We start from the raw sequence: 20,586 nt of genomic DNA, 5'->3' as shown, positions 1-20,586 counted from the left end.
AATCATCATCCACACGACGATCAGGAAAATGAGCGCTGCAATCCTGACTTCTACAGGTTGCATAATTTGCGCCATCCCAGCATATGCGTCCCCCCCGAGACAAACCCCTGTTATCCCTCGTGCAAATTCCCTATGGCGAGGGATGATGCGCAACGGTCGAGAGCGTGGGCGCATGCGGTGCCGAACTCTTCGCTTTCTCGAAACTGATGTCGCTTTGACCGATGAAGTCGGCGGACGTAGCTCTGTCGCTGCGTTCGAGATGATGGCCTTCAAGGAAGGAGTGGTAGGCATCTGCGATGCCCTCCTTCAGACTTATCTTAGGAGACCAGCCGAGAGTGCGAAGCTTGTCGACGCTCAGGAGTTTACGTGGCGTGCCATCTGGCTTGGTGAGGTCGCGCGTGATCTTGCCTTCGAAACCAACGATCTTGGAGACGAGGTATGCCAATTCGAGGATGGTAATGTCTTCGCCACAACCTACGTTCACATGACCTTCGGCGGAATAGGTTTTCATGAGATGGAGGCAGGCGTCGGCGCAATCGTCAACATGCAGGAATTCGCGCCGCGGCGTGCCAGTACCCCAGATGCATATCTCTTGCTGCTGGTTGACCTTGGCCTCATGCGCCTTGCGTATGAGCGCCGGCATGACATGGCTTGACCCGAGGTCAAAATTGTCGCCTGGACCGTAAAGATTAGTAGGCATGGCCGAGATGAAATCTCTACCGTGCTGTTTGCGATAGGCTTGGCAGAGCTTTAATCCGGCTATTTTGGCGATCGCATACCATTCATTCGTGGGCTCAAGCGATCCGGTCAGAAGTGAGTCCTCAACGATCGGCTGATCGGCGAATTTCGGATAGATGCAGGACGAGCCCAGAAACATCAGTTTTTCGACGTGAGCTCTATGGGCGGCGTGGATGACGTTCGCTTGGAGAATCAAGTTGTCGTAAAGGAAGTCGGCCGGATAGGTAGCGTTCGCGAGAATACCGCCGACCCTCGCAGCAGCCAGGAAGACAGCGTCGGGACGATGCTTACTCATCCACGCCTCCACCTGCTCCTGCCGTCTGAGATCGACCTCGGCGCGGGTGGCCGTCAAAATCTCGCAGCCCTCGGAAGCGAGACGTCGGACGATTGCAGAGCCCACCATGCCGCGGTGGCCCGCGACATAGACCCTCTTTCCGGCTAGGCTGTAGATCACCTCAGGCATAGGCAAAACCTTTGGTTGCGCCGACCGACGGAACATTTCGTGCCATGACTTTCAGATCCTCGCGAACCATCTCTGCAACCAGCTGATCAAGACTGGTCTGATGTTTCCAGCCAAGCTTCGTGTGCGCCTTCGTCGGATCGCCGATCAGAAGATCAACTTCAGTCGGACGGAAATAAGCCGGATCGATCTCCACCACACACCGACCGGATGTCTTATCGTATCCCTTTTCCTCAACCCCGTTCCCACGCCAATCAATCGGCATGCCCACATGGGCAAAGGCTTTGTCAACGAAGGAACGAACCGAGTGCGTTTCGCCGGTCGCAAGGACATAGTCCTCCGGTTCGTCCTGTTGCAGCATCAGCCACATGCCACGCACATATTCTCGTGCATGTCCCCAGTCGCGCTTGGCGTCCAAATTGCCGAGATAAAGCCTTTCCTGCAGCCCAAGATGGATCGCAGCCGCCGCCCGGGTGATTTTGCGCGTCACGAATGTTTCGCCGCGGATCGGGCTTTCATGATTGAACAAAATGCCGTTCGAGGCGTGCATGCCATATGCCTCGCGATAATTGACCACAATCCAATAGGCGTAGAGCTTGGCCGCCGCGTATGGGGATCGGGGGTAGAAAGGTGTCGTTTCGCTCTGCGGGACTTCCTGCACTTTGCCGTAGAGCTCTGAGGTGGATGCTTGATAGAAGCGGGTCTTCTTGGTCAGCCCCAGGAGGCGAATTGCTTCAAGCAGCCGAAGGGTGCCGGTTCCATCGGCGTTAGCCGTATATTCCGGCGTCTCGAAAGAGACTTGAACGTGGCTCTGTGCGGCGAGATTATAGATTTCGTCCGGCTGCGTTTCCTGAACGACGCGGATGAGGTTCGTTGAATCGGTCATGTCCCCGTAATGCAGAATAAAGCGAGGATTTTCGACATGGGGATCCTCGTATAGATGCTCGATGCGACTGGTGTTGAAGGACGATGAGCGTCGCTTGAGGCCGTGAACAATATAGCCCTTCTCCAGGAGCAATTCGGCCAAATACGCACCGTCCTGACCCGTTATACCCGTAATCAGCGCGACTTTATTTTCGTTTTTCACTGCGGTCTCCGTAATTTATTTCGACGGAATCAGGCGGACACGCTGTTCGAACTCATGTGAACTCGTGGTACTTCCTCAGTGAGCTCGCAAACAGTTCTGAATCGCTGAAGTTGTACATGGCGTGTTTGTTCGGATTGACGTTATTTATGGCAACGGCAATCTCTGCGTTGCGCGCGGTCTTCAGCTGATGTAGGCAAAACTCTACGGCCCGACGGCTCGTCTTTCCCCATTTTACGACCACTAGCGTTCGTTCTGCTAACGCTGTCAGATGCATCGTATCAGCCGAGGCGAGCACAGGTGCGCTGTCGAAGATGACGATTTGGCCCTGTGAGGCGGCCATCGCGACGATGTCAGCCGCATCAGTCAAACGAACGCGCCGATGGAGACTGGCATTGCCAGCCGGGATGAAGTCGATGCCGCTTGGATGGTGATGGATGATGTCCCGCATTCCGGCCTGTCCACACAGGAATTCGTTCAACCCCTGCTTTAGCTCTGATTTGAAAAACGAGTCGAGATTTCCGAGTCTGAGGTCGCCATCGACAAGCAGCACCGGAATTCCGTTGGCGGCGAGATCTATTGCCAGGGATCTGGCGACAAGCGACTTGCCCTCTCCGCTGTGAGCCGACGTCACAACAATACTGTTGGGCAACTTTCCGCCATTGGATTGTTTAAGCGAAGTCATGACCGAGCGAATTGCTTCGTCAAACATCCCGTCTTGGATGCTCCCGAAGAGCATCGACGGATCTCTCCGGTCTTTCCGTTTCAGGTGCGGGATGAATCCGGCGGGTACGATGCGCGACATTCCGGCCATCTGGTCGAAGCTGCGGACTGAATTGTCCAACATCTCGACCACGAAAGCGGCCGTCACCGCGATCGATATCGAAGCCAAAAGGGCGCCGATCAAATAGAAAAGCCGCCCGCGTCCCTGCGGCGCCAGCGGCACCGCGGCCGGTGACAAAACTTCCAGTTCCGCGCCCGGCAGCATCGCTTGCGCAGCCAGGCCACGGCGCTGCTCCTCGAGCTTATCCAGCGCCGTCTGCTCTTTGTCAGCCATGTGCTGGAGTCGGGCCAACTCGGTTTGCGCCAGGGCAGAGCGAGTGCGTTTCTCATGAGCGGCCGCCAATGCCGACCGGATTGCGTCGTCCTCATGATCGAGCGCCGCAAGCTTGGCGCGTATCGATTGGAGATATCGGTCGGTCGCAAGGCTGAGATCGGTGCGGGATTTAAGGATCTTGGCGCGCGTGTCGACCACGGCGTCGGCGGTGTTGCCATATGTCTCAAGAAGGCGCTCGAGATCTTGCTCCTGCGCACGAAGCTCGCGTTGCATTGCACCAATGCTGTCGGGAATGACCATATTCTGCAGGACGAGCGAGGGGTCGTCGGCCGCTTCGAGTGCGGTTATCGTTGCTCTCGCTTCAGCGCGGCTTTGTTCGATTTTTGTCCGCCGCTCGCCCAGCTCCATTATCGACTTGATCTGTTCAACCTGATCGTCGTCATTTGAGGCAACGTCGGTCGTTTTCTGGTACACGTCGGCGGCATCGCGTGCTGCCTTGGCGCGCCCCATCTGTTCGTCGATGCGCAGCAGAAGCCATTCTTCTGCTGCGTCCACTCGACCGCGCAGACTGTCCTTCCGCTCTTCGAGGTAGATGCTGATGAGCCGGTTCGGGACCGAGGCGGCCAGTTCGGGGTCGCTCGCATCGAAACCGATCTGAATGACGTCACCCTGGCCATCGCGCCAAACGCGGAGGGCCTTGTAGTACTTTGGGATTATCGGCTCGATGCTGTCCCGTATCGGCAAGGACGGTTTTTCGCTGTCGATCCAGCCGCGTAGCATTGATCGGATCTTGTCGATAGGCGAGATTTCTTGCAGCGCCGGATTGAATTCCGGCCATTCATTGAGCCGCAGGTCGCGGATTACCCGCTCTGCGATGCTTCTGGAAAGAAGCCGTTCGGTCTCGGATGTGGCGTCCAGCGGATCGTTGCGGCTGGACTCGTCGGTGCCGAGCTTTGTCGCCAGAGGCGTGTGGATGATCAGCCGGGACTCGGCATGATAAGTCGGCTTCAATCCCGAAATCGCGGTTGCGGCAACCGCCATAAGGAGCATGACGATGGCCATTATCATGACCACCCGTCGCCGGATAAGGCGCAGGCCCGAAGTCAGATCAAGGTCATCCGAACGAGTCTCTACCTGAAGCCGGGGATCGTAGCGCATCGACGAGAGCGAGGTGTTGCGGTCTGGCGGCACAGTCGAAATAGTCATCGTTCACCCGCCGTCGTTTGAGGTTGCGCGGAGATCGCGTCGTAGAGTTTGTCCAGCGATCGCATGTAAGCCTTCATACTGAAATTGTTGAGATAATGAGCGCGGGCCTTGGCCGACAGATAGTTGCGGACTTCCGGGTCGGTGACGAGCTTAGCCAGCGCCGCAGCCAGGGCATCCTTGTCTCCGACAGGTACGAAGACGCCGGTTTCACCGTCGGAGATGACTTCGCCATGCGCGCCGACGCGCGTGGTGACGACGGCGAGCCCATGGGCAAGCCCTTCGACCACAGCCATTGCCAAGCCCTCGGCATGCGAAGGCAAGACCAGGATATCTGCCCGTGTACACAAGGCTTGCGCCTCGTCGGCGCCAAGCCAGCCCGGCATTTTCACCAGATCTGAAAGTCCCATGGCGGCAGCCTGGCGCCGGTAGTCTTCCACAGGTCCGTCGCCTGCCAGCACGGCTCGCCACCGGAGCTCTTTCATGATCGGATGACTTAAGGCAAGCAGAAGCTCCTGAACGCCTTTGCGTTCGCTCAGCCGGCCGAGAAATATGATCAACGGCATCTCGCCGACATGAACATTTCGCGGCCCGGGGTCGGGAACACAATTGCCGATGACGACTACGCGGCGCTCTTCCACGCCGAGAAGCGTCGTGAGCGTCATGCGGTCGCGCTGGCCCAGTGCCACGACTTGGTCGGCATGTTGGAACATCCGGCGTACAAGCATTTGTTGACGCGGCGAGCGTGCGGCAAAGTCGGTCGCGTAGTCGTAGTCGTGCAGGTGCAATATGTGAGAGCATCCGAGGAGACGGGCAGCCTCGGTCAGGATCAGTTTTCTTGCGGTGCTGCCGCGACCCGCGACATGAATATGGTGAATGCGTGCCGGAGCAATTATCCGGTCCTTCGCCATCATCAAGACGGCGCCGAGCAGGCGCACAGGCGACGCAACTGAGGACCACCGAGGCCCTCTGGTATCGGTGACGAGGTGTGTTTCGCCGGCCTCCTTCGCCGTGTTCGATATATAGCCGACGAGCCTGCCAATTCCGCCACCGTTTTCGCAACCACCCGGGACGTAGTGGCGGACGGTTGCTGCTGCGTTCCGCATCGCTACCCGATTCCCATCCGTGAGCGCGTTCATTAGCATGCCCCGACCACCTTACGATAAACGGCCGCAGCCTGTGCTCCGACCTGTTGAGGCGAATTCGGACCTGTAGCCCATGCAAGCGCGCTGGTCCCGAAATTGCTTCTGAGCTCGTTATTTTCCGCCAATGTCCAGATGGCTCTCGCGAGCTGTTCCACATCTCCCGGTGGAACCACCATTCCCAGTCCGTTTGGCAGAACGGTGGCTCGCAATTCGCCGACATCAGTCACGATAACTGGCTTGCCAAATGCCGCGGCAAGATTGAGGACGCCGCTTTGAGAGGCTTCCGTATAGGGAAGGACAACGATGTCGGCATCCAGAAAGAGCTGGGCGACCTCCATATCCTCGATGAAGCGGTTGCGGATATCATAGCGGCCGGCGTCCCCCATAAGGGGCTGGAAGATCCACGGATTATCGCCGCGGCCAGCGACCGTGATGCGTAGATTGGGGAGCAGGTCCTTGAGCATCGCCTCGGCACGGATCAGATGCTCCAATCCCTTGTAAGCAAAAATCCGTCCGAACAGCAGAACGCGCAAAGTTCCATCTGCGCCGCGCCGCGCCATCTTGTGCCGCCGAGCGAGTTCCGCGTAGCGATGAATGGCGGGATGCGACAGGACATGGACACAATCAGGCGATTTTGAATATCGCTCGAGGACCATTCGTTTCAGCCCTTCGCCATGGACGACGACATGACCCGATTGCCGCACCATCAATTGGGGAGCCCAGGCGGGCAGCGTGCGGGTGTCGGAATCGCCGGGATGCACTTCCACGTCATGGACGGTGGTCACGATCGGGATTGGGCGCCAGAACGGCGCGGCAAAGTTCAACCAGAGCGTCGAGTTGCTCAGAAGGTGAATGACGTTCGGCCGCTCCTGCCGGATAAGACGTGTGAGTTGGTGCAGGAACCAGGGATTGGAGAGCGAGCGGTGCCTTGGCCAGTCCATCAGGTGCAGATCGACAGCCGGATCGATCCATGGAGCAAGATGTGCGTAGCGCCGGCGCGGAACCGCTAGGACGACGTGCGCATGTCGCGCAACGCCGCTAGCGAAGGAGATGGTGTAGTCTTCCAATTCGGAAACCAGTAGCAGCGCCTTCATCCCGCTGACTCCGACACGCCGACATCCTTACCAAGTCGAGGCAGGTCGCAGGCTGTGCGCAATGCATCACGCGTCCGCCTCAGCAAGTTTGGTTCTCCGGCGAAAAAGAGCCCTTCCATAGCAAGTCTGAACCGGGTGCGTGTATCGGCGCCCTGCAGTCTGGCTGAGGCCACCCGGTACGGATAGTGATCGGTCAGACGCAGCCTTCCCGCCAGATCGTGCGCGGAAAGAAACCGGTTCGTCGCTTCAACGGTAGCCTGCCAATGGGCCATCCGCCTTCGCAGCATGGCGGCGTCATCGACTGGCCGATACCAATTGTTGTTGTGAATCCGATAGAACCCGAGTGGATCCGACAAGGCGACAACGCCCCCCAGAAATGGGTAGATGCCTGTGAGCCAGGCATCTGCAGACATGCGGAACTGCTCGGGAATATCCCCTGCAGCATCCCACGCGCTACGCCTTACAGCGATAGCTGATGTCATCGGGAAGGGCCACCAACCAGCCGATCTGGCGAGCCGTGGCGACAAATTTCCTGAACACAGGGTCCGAGGGATTGGCTTGAAGGCTGGTGAACCATCGGTCTGCGTTGGCTGAAGTCGGTGATAAACAAGCGATGCCTGAGGATTGGATTGGAAAGCAGCGGCTGTTGCCGACAGCTTACCTGGCGCCCACCAGTCATCGGCGTCGAGAAAACAGAGGATGTCGCCACTGCTTAACTTCACAGCAGCATTTATGGCGGCGGCCTGTCCCTGGTTTTCCTGGAAAAGCACCGCCACCCGCTTGTCATAGCCGTCGAGAACAGAGCGCGACTGATCGCTCGAGCCGTCGTCGACGACGATTATCTCAACGTTGGACGCCTCTTGGCTCAAGGCGCTGTCAATCGCTCGTTCGACGAAGCGACCGTAGTTGTAGTTGTTGATAAGGACGCTGAATGTCGGCCGCTCCATGACACCCCTCAAGCGCGTCGCTGGGCGACACGTCGGTGCGCCAGAGTTGCGAACGCTCGCGCGTTTGGCAGCGCGAATTGATGGAAGGAGTTCAGCTCGATCAGGATTTCGCTTTGAGCCGGTAGGGTCACCGCCGACAACGCCGCAACGCGTGACGCTCCCTTTATATAACGTACAAAACCAGGACCATGACGCAGAACCATTGCAATCCCAACCCTTCTAAGCGTCACCTGCCAACAGCCGGCTGCGCCAGAATTATTGCCTCACTTCACCGGAACTGCGGCTCGGCGCGACGTGCTTCGCGGTATGCTTTCATCGTCAAGCTACCGGTGATTGGTCACGGGTGACATCTCCTCTTATGGGCAATGTCGTAGGCCCCAGCACCAACTTTTGGGGGAGGGGTAGACTGCAAGCTTAATCCAAACAACGCCCTTGGGTGGTGGGTATGGACGTTAGGCTTAGCCCCGCCTTCGTTTGCGTTGGTTGACCGGGGATATGGCGGGATGATTGTTCGTTGGTAAGCAGCGCAGCTATGAAAGGGGACCCATGTCTTTCCAAATTGCCGCGATCAACAGCCTCTCATCTGTCCAAGCAAATCGGGACGGGTAATGAGAGCGTATACGCTTAGAATAGCGAATGGGCCGACTGTCAGTTGGCGGGCAATAGAGTGCTGGGGCGCCGGCCTATGCCTTTTTCTTCAGACAGGCGCGCTTTTCCCGCTCATGCTGGCGGATGCCGACGGAGGCCTGAGCGATCATGCCAGGTCTATACTGCGTCTGCTTTGTTTACCGGTATACGGGTTTACATTGCTGATGCTGGCACGAAATTCTCCGCAATTCATCATAGCGCTGAAGCGAAATTGGTTTGTCCCCCTGATGGTCGCCATGCCCTTCGTGTCTGTCTTCTGGTCGGTTGGCCCGTCGACGACTTTCAGGCGTGCCATCGGCCTGCTCTTCACCGTACTTCTGGCCTATGTGTTGGCCATACGCTTTACACCGAGGCAGTTGCTTCTCATCGCATTTGCCACCTTCGGAACATGTATCGTCCTTAGCCTGTTGCTTCTTCTAGTGTCACCGGGGCTCGCTCGCATGCCCACGGACAGCGCGGTTCGCGGCATATTCATCCACAAGAACAGCCTTGGTTGGTACGCCGGCATGATGATACTGGTGTCGACCGCCATCGTAATGGACGGCAATCCAGGCTTGCGGCGAGCAGCTTTGATCTTGCTGATGGCGGGCGGGGCTTGTCTCTTCCTTTCCGGATCGATGACCGCGACAATTGCGACGGTATCGGCATATTGCCTGATCGGCTTCTACTCCATGTTGCAGCGAATCCGTGGCGTCGGTCGCATTGTCTTCATCCTGTTTTTCGTTCAAATCTTCGTCGGGATCCTCCTTTTGCTTCACGAGTTCTTGGTCCCATTCCTTGAGGCGCTTGGCAAGGATGCCACTCTGACGGGTCGAGTGCCCTTGTGGGAGCTGGTCGATGGTCAGATCGCCGATCATCTGCTGCTCGGCTTCGGCTACCAAGCGTTTTGGACAGAGGCGAATCCCGAAGCCTGGATTATCTGGTCAAAGATCCAATGGATGGCTCCCCACGCCCATAATGGATTCCGCGATACGCTGCTGAGCTTCGGAGCAAGCGGAATGACTTTGTTCGCTCTGATGCTTTTGCAGGCACTCCGCCAAGGCGCGGCCCTCCAATGCGGGGACCCGCGTTATGGCTGGCTCTGGTTGAACGTCTTCACGGTTGTGATTTTGGTGATGAACCTGACCGAGACAATCTTCCTGATCCAGAATGACGCGATTTTCATTCTGTTCACAACGGCCATCATCATGTTCTCTCTATACAAGCCTGTTGTTGCTTCGACGGCCCCCGGCCGGCAATTGCGAGCACCGGCCCGCAGCAAAACGGCGGAGCTGCAAATCTCATGAGGCTGCGCTTCGCACCGATCTTGAGCATTTTGCTTGCGATGCTCTTTCCGCAGCCGAGCAAGCTGGCTCCGGTGCGCCCAGACGCAGATGCGCCCGACAGGCTGCAGACGGCGGTCAGGGAGGCAACCTGCGCGGAAGCTTCGCCGGCGACCTTTTCGGACAAGCTGAAGGGGACTTCACTGAGCAACATAATGACCGGAACATCCGCGCCCCGGGCAGTATTCTATGTCTCTCCCGATGGCAAAGACACCTGGAGCGGGCACCTTCCTAAAGCAAATTCTCGGCGTACAGACGGTCCTTTTGCCAGTATTGAAAGAGCGCGGGATGCTGCGCGCCAGAAGGGCGGCCAGAATACGATCGCAATGGGCAATGGGGATTACTATCTCGCTGAACCGATAGTCTTCGATGCTCGCGATGCGGGCCTGATCATCGCGGCGAGATGCAACGAGGCGCCGGTTCTGCACGGCGGCCCGATCATTCGCAATTGGACGGCGCAGGACGATGGTCGCTGGAAGGCGTCACTGAAGCTGCCTGCGGGCCGGGATCTGGGCGATCTTTTCGTCGGCGGCGCGCGCCAGACGCAGGCTCGCTTTCCCAACGCTCCACTCGATGGAGATCCGCGCAAAGGGTGGCTTTTCGCGGCTAAGTGCACGCAGGACGACGACTTATGGCATGGTAACACGCGTTTTTGCTTCCATGCCGGCGATCTTCCGATCTCAAAAAATGCAGCAGGCCTTGTCGCCCACATCGTTGGTGGTTTTCACCCCGGCAGCCAGTGGGGCAGTGATACCCTCCCAGTGGTTTCAGTCGACACCGCGAACCGGGCGATAAATACCCAAGGCACCGGCTATTTCTTCACCGCAGAAGGCAGCCGCTATTTTTTGACCGGGGCGGCAGCGCTGCTCGATGCGCCTGGGGAGTGGTGGTATGACCGCACCAAGGGTCAACTCGATTATATCCCGACCAATGGGCTACCAACAGGTTCTACGGCTGTAGCCGGCATCCTGCCGACCTTCTTCAGGCTGGATGGAGCCGACGGGATGGTTGTATCGGGGCTCCAGTTTCGGGATGGGGATCCGCGGGGCAGCGGCAAGTTCGGTACCGACACCAGAAGCTTTGGGGCCATACGGCTCGATCACTCGGATGGTGTTCGGCTGCTCGGCAACTCCATCGACAATGTCGGCGTCGGCATCCATGTTTCCGAGAGCAAAGGTGTCTTGATTGCCGGCAACGTGATTGGAGATGTGGCTGGCAACGGGATTTACGTTGGCACGACCTATGGCAGCTTCGGCAAATCCGACGGTGCCAAAATCCTCTCGAACCATATTCATGACATTGGAAGGGTCTACTTTGAAACCGCGGGCATATGGTTCCAGGCGGCCGACAGTATCAGGATCGCTCATAACCTGGTCGAAAATACTGCGCAGTTCGGTATCGCCGGCGGCTCATTGTGGGGGGCACAAGACGCAGTCCACGACGCAGTCATCGAACATAACGAGATCCGTAATGCCAATCAGCAGACGGCAGATGGCGGTGCCATCAAGCTGATGGGCGAGCAGGCAGACCTCCTGAACAGCAGCATCCGCTACAATCTGGTCACCGGGACAGGTCAACTTATGAACAGGGCCGATGGGACGTTTTGGCCTTTCGGATATGAAAATATCAATGAATGGCCGACGCCTATCAGTTGGGCGATCTACACGGATGGCAAGGCCAGTGGTGTGCGCATCGAAGGAAATACGCTCTCGGACAATATATCGGCGATCGGCATCAACGGCGGCTGGAGCAACTTGGTGACGGGAAACGTCATCACGCATGGATCGGGCGCGGCTTTTCGCGTTGATGACGGTACGGGCAGGGGTTGGCGTCCGCCATGGGCACGTCCCAATCGTATCGAGAGCAATATCGTGTCGATCGACAGTAGCAACGGGCTTGCAGCCTATGTCTACGCTCCTGACCATGGGCCTGGATACGTGCAGTTCGCGCATAACCGCTACACCGGCAATTTGAACGACAAGAGCTTCCGAATACATCCGGAGATCATGCCTTCGGGAGAATTTGGCAGTTTACAGGATCTTCAGAAGGTTGGGGCGGACACCGAAAGCGTAGTCGCGCCGCCCGAGTAACAAAAGGGCGACGCGACGAGCGATGTTCCGCACCGGCGAGATCTGCCCGAGCGGCTGGATCGAGATGAGGAAACTCGCCCAGCACGATTGTTGCGGCGATCGGACGACCGCCGCAACAAGTGATAGTTACAGGAGAAAATCGCCTGCGCCCACGTGGACGAGGCCCTTCAGCTGAACCTCGAAATCATGAACGCCGTCGCCGTTCAGGTCGCCCTGGATAACGGTAGCGTCGTTCGCGGATCCAGCCTGGTCGTCATAGTGCCAGGCGAGCGCGCCAGCCTTATGGTCGAACAAGGCATTCTCCTGCGCCTGGAAATGGAAGGTTCCATTGCCCAGCCCAAAACCATTCGCATCTATCGCCGCGATGTCGATCTTATCGACGCCATGCTGGAAGTCGGTGATGATGTCGCGGTTCGAGCCAGACCCGGCTTCCGTCGGTGCTTTGAAGACAAACGTATCCGCGCTGACGCCACCGGTGCTGACGCCACCGGTCATGATGTCTTTTCCGGCGCCACCGATGATGACGTCCCCGCCGGCGCCGCCATCCAGCTTGTCCGCCCCAGCCCCGCCATTGAGAACGTTGCTGCCGCCATTGCCGCCGGTCAGCACGTCGCTGTAGCTGGAGCCAGTCAAGTTTTCGATGCTGGCGATCTTGTCACCGGTGGCCTGCCCGCCCGCTGCGGCCTTGGTCGCCAAATTGACGCTGACCGCACCGGAGCCCGCATAGCTGGCCGTGTCGGTGCCATAACCGCCGTCGAGCACATCCGCGCCGGCGCCGCCCTTCAACACGTCACTACCGCCGAGACCCTTGAAGGTTTCGTTGCCGCCGTTGGACTGACCGGTATGTGGCAGGATGTCATTGCCGTTGGTGCCGGTGAATACCTTCGTCGGCGTGGTCGGTGTGGTCGGCGTTTCCGGTTGCGTTGGCGTGGTTGGCGTTTCTGGTTGCGTCGGCGCGGTTGGCGTACCCGGTTGTGTTGGCGTGGTTGGCGTTCCCGGTGTCGAGCTGGAGCCCGATTCGTAGGCACCCATGTCGACAGTTCCAACGACGCGAGCGTGGCCGTCCAGATCGACCGACCCGACGCCGTACTTGGCGGTTCCGCTGTCGATTGCCGCCGAGCCGGAGCCGAGGTGGAAGTTGTCGCTCGCTGCCCCCGAGAATTTGGGGTCGACGCCGAGCTTGTTGCCGTTCGCCGCGCTCGGCATCGCGTTGCCGCCGTCGGTCTTGACCGATGCCTGGCCGGCCGTGCCGTTGTAGGTGATGTTGTTGGCCCAGACGACGTTGTTGTTGGTGTAGCTGTCGGTCGACGTGTTATCGATCGCAGTGTTGTTCTTGTTCACCGATGGGTCCGCTACGGCGATGTTGTTGGCCCAGATGTTGTTGCTCGACGCCGAGTTGCTGAGCTCACCGCGCCAGGTGCCGCTGTTCGCCGGGTCCTGATTGTTGTGGTATGCGGTGTTGTTTTTCACCGTGACGGAGTCGCTCCAGGTAACCTGGATGCCTTTGCCGCCGTTCTCGTAGACGAGGTTATTGTCGACCAGGGTCTTGAACGTGTAGTTCGGATGACCGCTCGTCTGCGTGCTCTGGAAATCGTCGATGATGATGCCGTTGCCGTCGGTGTGCTCACCCGACTTGGTGACGTTATCGTGCGAGATGTTGTCCCGCACGATCGTCCGGTAGCCGTCGGTCGAGGTATCGCCGGTGATGTTCCGGTTCTGGTAGATCGAGATGCCCGAGAACCAGCCCGTCGACGCGTTGTTGTAGGTCTCGTTGCCTTCGATGCGAATGAAGTCCGACTGGTTGAACTGGATGCCCGACTCGCCGCTGCCGTGGACCTTGTTGTTGAGGATCTGGACGTGGTGGGCATTGTTCGCTTCGATGCCGTCGCCTTTGGCGCCGCCGATGTCAAAGCCGTCGATTGTCACGTAGTTGGCGTTGACACTGATCGCGTTCCACGAGCCCGCGGGCGGCCGGATCAGCGCCCCGCCGGGCACTTCCGAGCGCAGCGTGATGTCGGCTGCCGCCGAGCCGTCCGTGTCGATGTTAATAGCTTCGTTGTAGGTCCCCGCCTTCACCACGACCTCGTCGCCGGGTCTTAGGTTCGCCGACATCGCCTCGCTGATCGTGCGGAAGGGAGAGGAGGTACTGCCGTTACCGCCGCTGCTGCCAGTTGTCGCTACGTAATATGTTGTCATGGTCTTGTTCCTCAACCCCCGCCCGTTAATATTTGTGGTTAATCCAGCGTTACGGCGGCAGGTTATAGGGTGACATTTTTGAGGGCGCAACAGCAACGCAACAGTAAGTGCTTGAGAAGCATAGCCTTATTGCTGCCACAATATCCGAATCGATCCAAAGTTACGTTTTGAAATATTTGGTGAATTTGGAGTCGCCCAAAATGTGGCAGTATTAATATCTCGCTTGCCGGGAGTTATTCTTTCTGCAACCAGAGCGATATGCATCCATTGAAAACTTTAGAAAAATCTGATGGGCGTGGCTGGATTGCTCCCGCCAAATGCGGAATCGACTTTTTTTTCTGAATTCGGCAATTTTGGGCAGCATCGCCTTACGATTGATGCTGATCGAGATGGTAATGGGGAGGTCGACGGTATCGATTCGGCCAACCCATTGCCCAGCATTTCAAGCGCCACCGCTTTCCCGCCGAGATCGTCTGGCATGCGGTGTGACTACACCTTCCGTTTCCGCTGATGTCGACAATCTGCTTGCCGAGCGTGATATCGATGTCTCGTTCCAGGCCGTGTCTGAGTGGGCGATCAAGTTCGGCCGCTGGTGCGAGACCTCGGAACGGTGGCGGGGAAGTCCTCTTTATGAAATCCAGCTTGCTCCGTCGGCTGACCCGGCTTGGATCGATCCGGTGTGCAAGATGCATGCACCATATTCATCTCATAAGCGTGCCGCCCCGCAGGGTCCCTGGTTTTTCTCGCCGCGTTGTAAAGAAGCATATCGACGGTTCTGCCGCAGACTATGAGTTGCCCCGGTCGCAGTAAACGGACAGGGGACAACTGTTTAACTCGGATGGCAACGGTGATGGCGGCGAGCTTGGCCAATCCCATGACGTTCACGAGCAGTTTGTCGTATCGGGTTGCGGCGCGTCGAAACTGTTTGAGCTTGCTGAAGAAGCGCTCGATGCGCTTGCGCTCCTTGTAGAGGTCTGCGTCGCGGGCGCGCTGCACTTTCGGTTGCGCTTTGGCGCGATGGCGAGCCGCGTTCGGCTTTGCCGAGGTCAAACCGCTCTTTCGGGACAGCGCTCATCAAAAAGAGCAGCCTGGCAAGCAGCTGGGGTACATCGCCTTACTTCGAATATGTAACCTATCTCGGCGTAAGACGTAGAAACATGAAGTCTCTTCTACGTCCAATAGTTAGAGACGCAAGTATGGAGGCAATCGTCTTGGCAGCATATTCTGATGACAGTTTAGATCGCGAAAGCGTAGGTCATGAGAAAGCAATCAGCAGACAGAAGCCAAGATTCAGTTCTCAACCAAACGAGTTCTTTGGAATGTATTAATGTCCTTGGTGTTCGCATTTCGGCAGTTAATCTCAAGAGTGCCACCGGATTTATTCAAAAAGCGATCGAAGACGGCAGGAAGGAATATGTGTGCGTTCGCGACGCGCACGGCGTGGTCCGGTGTCAAGATGATCCCGAGCTCCGGTCGATACATAACCGGGCTTTCCTCGTAACACCCGACGGCATGCCGTTGGTATGGGCATTGAAGCGTGCCGGTCATGCGGAAAGCGACAGGGTCTATGGACCTGACCTGATGTTATCCGTTTTCGATGCCGGCAGCTCCAAGGGCTTGCGCCACTTCCTTTATGGCGCAACGGCCGAAACGCTCGAACAGCTGCAGGCGCGCCTTCTCGCAAAATTTCCGCAAGCTCGGATCGTCGGCTCCTATGCGCCACCTTTTCGCAAACTGTCGCCGCGGGAGGAAACGGAGATTGCTGACCAGCTCAATCGATCGGGCGCCGATATCATCTGGGTCGGGCTGAGCAGTCCAAAGCAGGAACTCTGGATGGCGCGCATGCGCGATCGTCTGGAAGCATCGATGCTCATCGGTGTCGGAGCCGCATTCGATTTCCACGCCGGCCTCAAGCGGCAGGCTCCAAGGATCATTCAAAGAAGCGGCTTCGAATGGGCGTTTCGTCTTTTATGCGAGCCGCGACGGCTGTGGCGGCGCTATGCGGTCGTCGTGCCGACGTTCATCTCACTGACGGCATTCCAGAGACTGGGGCTTCGAAAGTTTCCGATCGAAGACGCGGTTTTTGGACCAAGCGCGCCAAAAGAAGCAGCTGCAAAGGTGTAAAGCCATCATGTCCTTATTTGCGTCGCCAGCAATGACACCGAGGCCGCCGAAGGCAGCCACCTCAAATGACATGACGTCGCGGGCGATTGCGGCAGGTTCCGTGCCGCCCATAGCAGCTAAGACCGCCGATCCCTTTGACCGGGCAGGGCTGTATATGCCCGTCGCACTACGGAGTCGGCTTCCTCGGCTTGCAACCTCGTCCTTCCTAGTCGCCGGCGACATTGCAAGCTATTTGGTTGCCTACTTTGTTGTCCTGTCCTTTTTCCCCAGTGGTTTGGAGGGCACGCTGGCGGAGCGTACGTTCACGATCGCAGCATTCGCCGCGATTATTCTTTACACATCGGCCGGCCTCTATCCTGGGTATCGGTTGTATGACCATGAACATCTGCGGCGGCGCACTGTCGCTGGCGTCAAGGTGGCTGTCCTGGCGGCGTTTGGAGCAATTATCCTGCCGGAGGGGGAACGACTGCTGCTTGCCGTCATTGGGTTCCTCGCTCTCGGGCTGATTGTTCAGCCATTTGGGCATTGGCTTGCACGGAGCCTGTGCTGGAAACTTGGAATCTGGGGGGAGCGCGCGGTTGTCATGGGGGGAGGCGACCTTACTCCCGCTCTCGTGGCGCATTTCAAGAGCCACTGGCAGTATGGCATCAGGCCGGAGGCCATCTCCCTCGATAGTTTGGAGGCATTGCCCGATGGCGGGCCATCCATTGCCGTGATTGCGGGCGCCACAGGCGCGCTTGCATCCGATTTGGCGGCGATGCGTCGGAAGTTCGCCGAAGTTATTTTGCTGTCCGATACGCCGAGCCTCAAGGTAAGCGGATTGCGACCTGCGGATGTCGGCGGAGAGATCGGTATTCGCCTTATCAACAGTGGGAGTTCAATCAACTCGGACTTGGTTCGCCGGATCCTCGATCTCGCAATCGCCATCCCTGCATCGATTGTCGTCGCCCCATTCATCGCGTTTGCAGCGGCTGCAATCTATGCCATTGATCCAGGCCCCGTCTTCTTCTGGCACACCAGGGAGGGGCGGTCCGGCAAGCCGGTGCACGTCCTCAAATTGAGGACGATGTATCAGGATGCAGAGCAGCGCCTCGAAGCAGTCTTCCGAGATGACCCTAACATGCGCGCCGAGTGGTTGAGCCACTTCAAGCTCAAGGACGATCCGCGCGTCCTTCCGGTTATAGGTCATATGCTGCGCTCTTCGAGCATCGACGAGCTGCCGCAATTGGCAAACATCATTGCGGGGCAGATGGCCATCGTCGGACCGCGTCCGTTTCCAGAATATCACCTCTCAGCGATGGATAGCGAATTTCGTGACAAGCGGCGTTCGGTAACACCGGGGCTGACGGGCCTCTGGCAGATATCCGAACGAAGCAATGCGGACATCGAACTGCAGCAGCAACTTGACGAGTTCTACATCGACAACCGGTCCCTGTGGCTCGACTGCCAAATTCTTCTCAGCACAATCCCCGCGGTGTTCAAGCGCGGGGGAGCCTACTGACCATCCTCGCTTCCGCGAGGCAACCATCAACAACGGAGCATACCAATGCACGGACAAAAGCGAATTATGGTAACCGGCGGCACCGGGTTTCTGGGATCATTCCTGTGCGAAAGGCTTTTGCGAGAGGGCAATGACGTCCTCTGCGTGGACAATTACTACACCGGTTCGCGCGACAATGTGCTGCATCTTCTTGACGATCCTCGCTTTGAGGTGCTCCGCCATGACATTACCTTCCCGCTTTATGTGGAGGTCGACGAGATCTACAACCTCGCCTGCCCGGCATCTCCGGTCCACTATCAGCACGACCCCGTGCAGACCGTGAAGACCAATGTGCACGGGGCCATCAATATGCTCGGCTTGGCAAAACGCACCAAGGCGAAGATCTTCCAGGCATCCACAAGCGAAGTTTATGGCGATCCGGCAGTCCACCCTCAACCCGAGGAGTATCGAGGCAGCGTCAGTCCCATAGGCCCGCGGGCATGTTATGACGAAGGCAAGCGGTGCGCAGAGACGCTGTTCTTCGATTATCATCGCCAATATGGCGTGGAAATTCGGGTGGCGCGGATTTTCAATACCTATGGTCCGCGCATGCAGACCAATGACGGCCGTGTCGTCTCCAATTTCATCGTTCAGGCGCTTCGAAACGAGCCGATCACCATCTTTGGCAACGGCAGGCAAACACGATCGTTCTGCTATGTGGACGACCTGATCGATGGCTTTATCCGTCTGATGGCGGCGCCCGCTGGGGTCACGGGCCCCATCAATCTCGGCAACCCCGGAGAATTCCAGGTCCGTGAATTGGCAGAAATGGTGATCGAAATGACGGGATCGAAGTCCGGCATCGCCTTCAAGGATCTGCCAGTTGACGATCCGACACAGCGCAAGCCCGATATCAGCCGCGCAACGCAACAACTGGGCTGGCAGCCGAAGGTGAACCTTCGTGAGGGGCTTGAGAGAACGATCGCCTATTTCGAGTGGAAGCTTTCCGGCGGCGTGAAGAACAGGCTTAGCGTCAAGTCCTCGCAAGAGGCTTATCCGCATCTGGCGTCTGCCAACGTCGAACTCACTGCTCCTGAAGCCATTCGATAGGGACATGAATAGCACCGTTGATGATCGAAAGCCGCGGCTCGTTTTTTTTCAATGGGACCATCAGCCCAATGCGAACGCGGCCGGTTACCTGCTGCTGCACATGCAGCAGCAGGTCAAATGCCTCGCAACACATTTCGAGGTCGTCGTCATTAACCGCGACTGCGATTATGCGGAGATATGCGACAGGTACGAACCGGATCTGACGCTGTTTGAAAGTGGTTATCGGTCGCATGGCTCGCGTCGGATAAAAATCACCAACACCAATACCCATATCCCTATTCCCAAGCTTGGCCTTCATAACGCCGACGCATGGTGCGATCGACGCGCGGGCTTCCTTTCCGATATGGAGCAGTGGGGCATCGAGGCGTATTTCGCGATCGCAACGATGGCTCCGGAATATATGCCGGCGGTGAAGGAGAATCTGTTCGTCTGGCCAAATTTCATCGATCCCGAAGTCTACCACGACTATGGCCAGCAAAAAGTCATCCCGGCCATGCTCACAGGTCAGGCCTACGGCCTTTATCCCTGGCGACAGACGGTCTTTCCGATAATCCGCGACCGTTACCCCTGCCTGGTCTCGCCGCAACACGCCTATGAGAGCAAGCTAGCTTCCCAGCTCCTGTCTGGAGAGGCTTATGCGCGCGCGCTCAACGCGAGCCTCGTCGTCCCCACATGCGGCACTATGGGCGGCGAGGTCGTGCGCAAGCATTTTGAGATCCCCGCGGCAAAGGCCTGTCTCGTGACGGAACGCACGGCAGCCGTGGAGGCAGCCGGCTTTGTCGACATGGAGAACTGTGTCTTTGTTGACGGGCGCAACGTCGTCGAGCGACTGGATTACCTTTTTGCCCATCCCGACGAAATACGGCGTATCACGACAGCAGGTTACAGTTTGATCCATGCGCGTCATACACTGAGCCACAGGCCGCAAATATATCAGTGGTTCATGCTGAACAAGGGCCTGCAGTTTGGCGAAAAGATCATCCAGTCCGGCCCCTTCGGCGATCTTACAAAAGTCCAGCGGATCTCCAAGCAAGAGAGCGTCCATATCGTGGGGGAAGCGAGCGATCGCGCTTTACTGAAGCAGGGCGACCTGCTTCTCGAGCAGGGCAGGGTGGAGGAGGCGAAGCACTGCTACGCACGCTGCCTGGATTATGTATCGTACCTCCCCGAAGCTAAATTCCGCCTTGCCATTTGTGCGTTGCAGGAGGGCGACGCCGAGAGCGCCTATGACCTTCTGGTGGACCTGGTCAAGGTGACCATGACTGAATATGGGGCACTCAACCCGGATCCGGTCGAGTGGGCGTACTACCTTCTCGCTTTGATCTGCAGAGGCCAGTGTGAGCGGGCGCGGAGGCTGCAAGATTTCTATCCATCTCTATTCCACGACGAATTCAGGCGCGCGCGCCTCGTCATCGCGCAACTCGGTCGCTCAGGCGATGGGGTCGTCTCGGGACGGTATGGCAGGGATCGAAAAAGCATTCATCAGCTTCCCGATCGGAGCGATTCCGAATGGCTTGCATGGTTCTCCGATATTCTTGAGCGGTGTCAGCAGCCAGATCTTGCAAATGTTCTTCATCACGCTCCCGTCGGCCGAAGCGGCGCCGGCGAGAAAGCGACATTTCTACACTTCAAACGTGATGCTGGTTGGCGTCTGCGACTATATTCAGGCGTCGATGGCCTGATTGTCAGACTGCGCCTGAATGGCCTGAGGCCGAATGTACCGCCGCTGCCTGAGTTCCGATACTTCTGGCATCTTGCGCGGCGTCTGGTCCCCCATTCGCGGAGAGGCCCGTTGCGCAGGATCCGAACGGCGCTTTCCAGGCTTCCAATAGGCACCGGCAATTAGCTGTGAGCGCACATGCAAACAGCCTCACCTGGAGAGGCGTGC

Annotated in this window: 13 protein-coding genes and 2 pseudogenes; 7 read left to right on the top strand and 8 right to left on the bottom strand. The window is 57.8% G+C overall.

Features of this window, described 5'->3' with window-relative positions:
* Window positions 1–130: 130 nt before the first annotated feature.
* From fcl to BS630_RS25995, 6 genes are read right to left on the bottom strand one after another with little or no spacing between them, the layout of a single operon-like run.
* The gene (gene fcl / locus BS630_RS26020) at window positions 131–1,201 is read right to left on the bottom strand and encodes a GDP-L-fucose synthase (RefSeq protein WP_077979687.1); all 1,071 of its coding nucleotides are present in this window, start codon (window positions 1,199–1,201) and stop codon (window positions 131–133) included.
* Complete coding sequence (gmd, locus tag BS630_RS26015; protein WP_077979686.1) at window positions 1,194–2,285, bottom strand: GDP-mannose 4,6-dehydratase; 1,092 nt, start codon at window positions 2,283–2,285, stop codon at window positions 1,194–1,196. The genes fcl and gmd overlap by 8 nt, the downstream gene beginning before the upstream one ends.
* Before the next feature lie 52 nt (window positions 2,286–2,337).
* The gene (locus BS630_RS26010; RefSeq protein WP_077979685.1) at window positions 2,338–4,545 is read right to left on the bottom strand and encodes a GumC family protein; all 2,208 of its coding nucleotides are present in this window, start codon (window positions 4,543–4,545) and stop codon (window positions 2,338–2,340) included.
* Window positions 4,542–5,687, bottom strand: coding sequence for a glycosyltransferase family 4 protein (locus BS630_RS26005; RefSeq protein ID WP_077979684.1), 1,146 nt, complete (start codon window positions 5,685–5,687; stop codon window positions 4,542–4,544). The genes BS630_RS26010 and BS630_RS26005 overlap by 4 nt, the downstream gene beginning before the upstream one ends.
* Window positions 5,681–6,781, bottom strand: coding sequence for a glycosyltransferase family 4 protein (locus tag BS630_RS26000; protein WP_077979683.1), 1,101 nt, complete (start codon window positions 6,779–6,781; stop codon window positions 5,681–5,683). Before BS630_RS26000 ends, BS630_RS26005 begins: the two co-directional genes overlap by 7 nt.
* A complete protein-coding gene (locus BS630_RS25995; RefSeq protein WP_077979682.1) occupies window positions 6,778–7,728 on the bottom strand; it encodes a glycosyltransferase family 2 protein in 951 nt (316 codons plus the stop codon). The genes BS630_RS26000 and BS630_RS25995 overlap by 4 nt, the downstream gene beginning before the upstream one ends.
* Window positions 7,729–8,336: 608 nt before the next feature.
* On the opposite strand from BS630_RS25995, the gene BS630_RS25990 reads away from it, so the two are divergent.
* Together BS630_RS25990 and BS630_RS25985 are read left to right on the top strand one after the other, a co-directional pair.
* Entirely contained in the window at window positions 8,337–9,662 is a 1,326-nt protein-coding gene (locus BS630_RS25990) for an O-antigen ligase family protein (RefSeq protein WP_077979681.1), read from the top strand.
* Window positions 9,659–11,788, top strand: a complete 2,130-nt coding sequence (locus BS630_RS25985; RefSeq protein WP_077979680.1) for a right-handed parallel beta-helix repeat-containing protein — start codon at window positions 9,659–9,661, stop codon at window positions 11,786–11,788. Before BS630_RS25990 ends, BS630_RS25985 begins: the two co-directional genes overlap by 4 nt.
* A gap of 126 nt (window positions 11,789–11,914) precedes the next feature.
* Here the strand turns inward: BS630_RS25985 and BS630_RS25980 are convergent, their stop codons facing one another.
* Complete coding sequence (locus BS630_RS25980; RefSeq protein WP_077979679.1) at window positions 11,915–13,984, bottom strand: choice-of-anchor Q domain-containing protein; 2,070 nt, start codon at window positions 13,982–13,984, stop codon at window positions 11,915–11,917.
* Between the two features lie 429 nt (window positions 13,985–14,413).
* Between BS630_RS25980 and BS630_RS38160 the strand changes: the two are divergent.
* A pseudogene (locus BS630_RS38160) lies at window positions 14,414–14,571 on the top strand (IS6 family transposase); the annotation flags it as partial.
* Window positions 14,572–14,818: 247 nt separating this feature from the next.
* On the opposite strand, the pseudogene BS630_RS38740 reads toward BS630_RS38160, so the two are convergent.
* Window positions 14,819–15,015 (bottom strand): annotated as a pseudogene (locus tag BS630_RS38740) (transposase); the annotation flags it as partial.
* A 226-nt stretch (window positions 15,016–15,241) separates the two neighbouring features.
* On the opposite strand from BS630_RS38740, the gene BS630_RS25965 reads away from it, so the two are divergent.
* Genes BS630_RS25965 through BS630_RS25950 form a run of 4 tightly spaced genes read left to right on the top strand, consistent with a single transcriptional unit; the run spans window position 15,242 to window position 20,544 of the window.
* On the top strand, window positions 15,242–16,108 hold the full coding sequence (locus tag BS630_RS25965; RefSeq protein ID WP_017957541.1) for a WecB/TagA/CpsF family glycosyltransferase: 867 nt from the start codon (window positions 15,242–15,244) through the stop codon (window positions 16,106–16,108).
* A 7-nt stretch (window positions 16,109–16,115) separates the two neighbouring features.
* Window positions 16,116–17,609 carry a sugar transferase gene (locus BS630_RS25960; protein ID WP_077979678.1) on the top strand — a complete coding sequence of 498 codons (1,494 nt, stop codon included), beginning with the start codon at window positions 16,116–16,118 and terminating at the stop codon, window positions 17,607–17,609.
* 45 nt (window positions 17,610–17,654) lie between these two features.
* Window positions 17,655–18,698, top strand: coding sequence for a UDP-glucuronic acid decarboxylase family protein (locus BS630_RS25955; RefSeq protein ID WP_077979677.1), 1,044 nt, complete (start codon window positions 17,655–17,657; stop codon window positions 18,696–18,698).
* Window positions 18,699–18,702: 4 nt separating this feature from the next.
* The gene (locus tag BS630_RS25950; RefSeq protein ID WP_077979676.1) at window positions 18,703–20,544 is read left to right on the top strand and encodes a glycosyltransferase family protein; all 1,842 of its coding nucleotides are present in this window, start codon (window positions 18,703–18,705) and stop codon (window positions 20,542–20,544) included.
* Window positions 20,545–20,586: the final 42 nt, after the last annotated feature.

Origin of the sequence: Rhizobium laguerreae, from assembly GCF_002008165.1 — a bacterium.
GTDB classification, from domain to species: Bacteria; Pseudomonadota; Alphaproteobacteria; order Rhizobiales; family Rhizobiaceae; genus Rhizobium; species Rhizobium laguerreae.
This window is presented reverse-complemented; position numbering and strand designations above follow the sequence as displayed.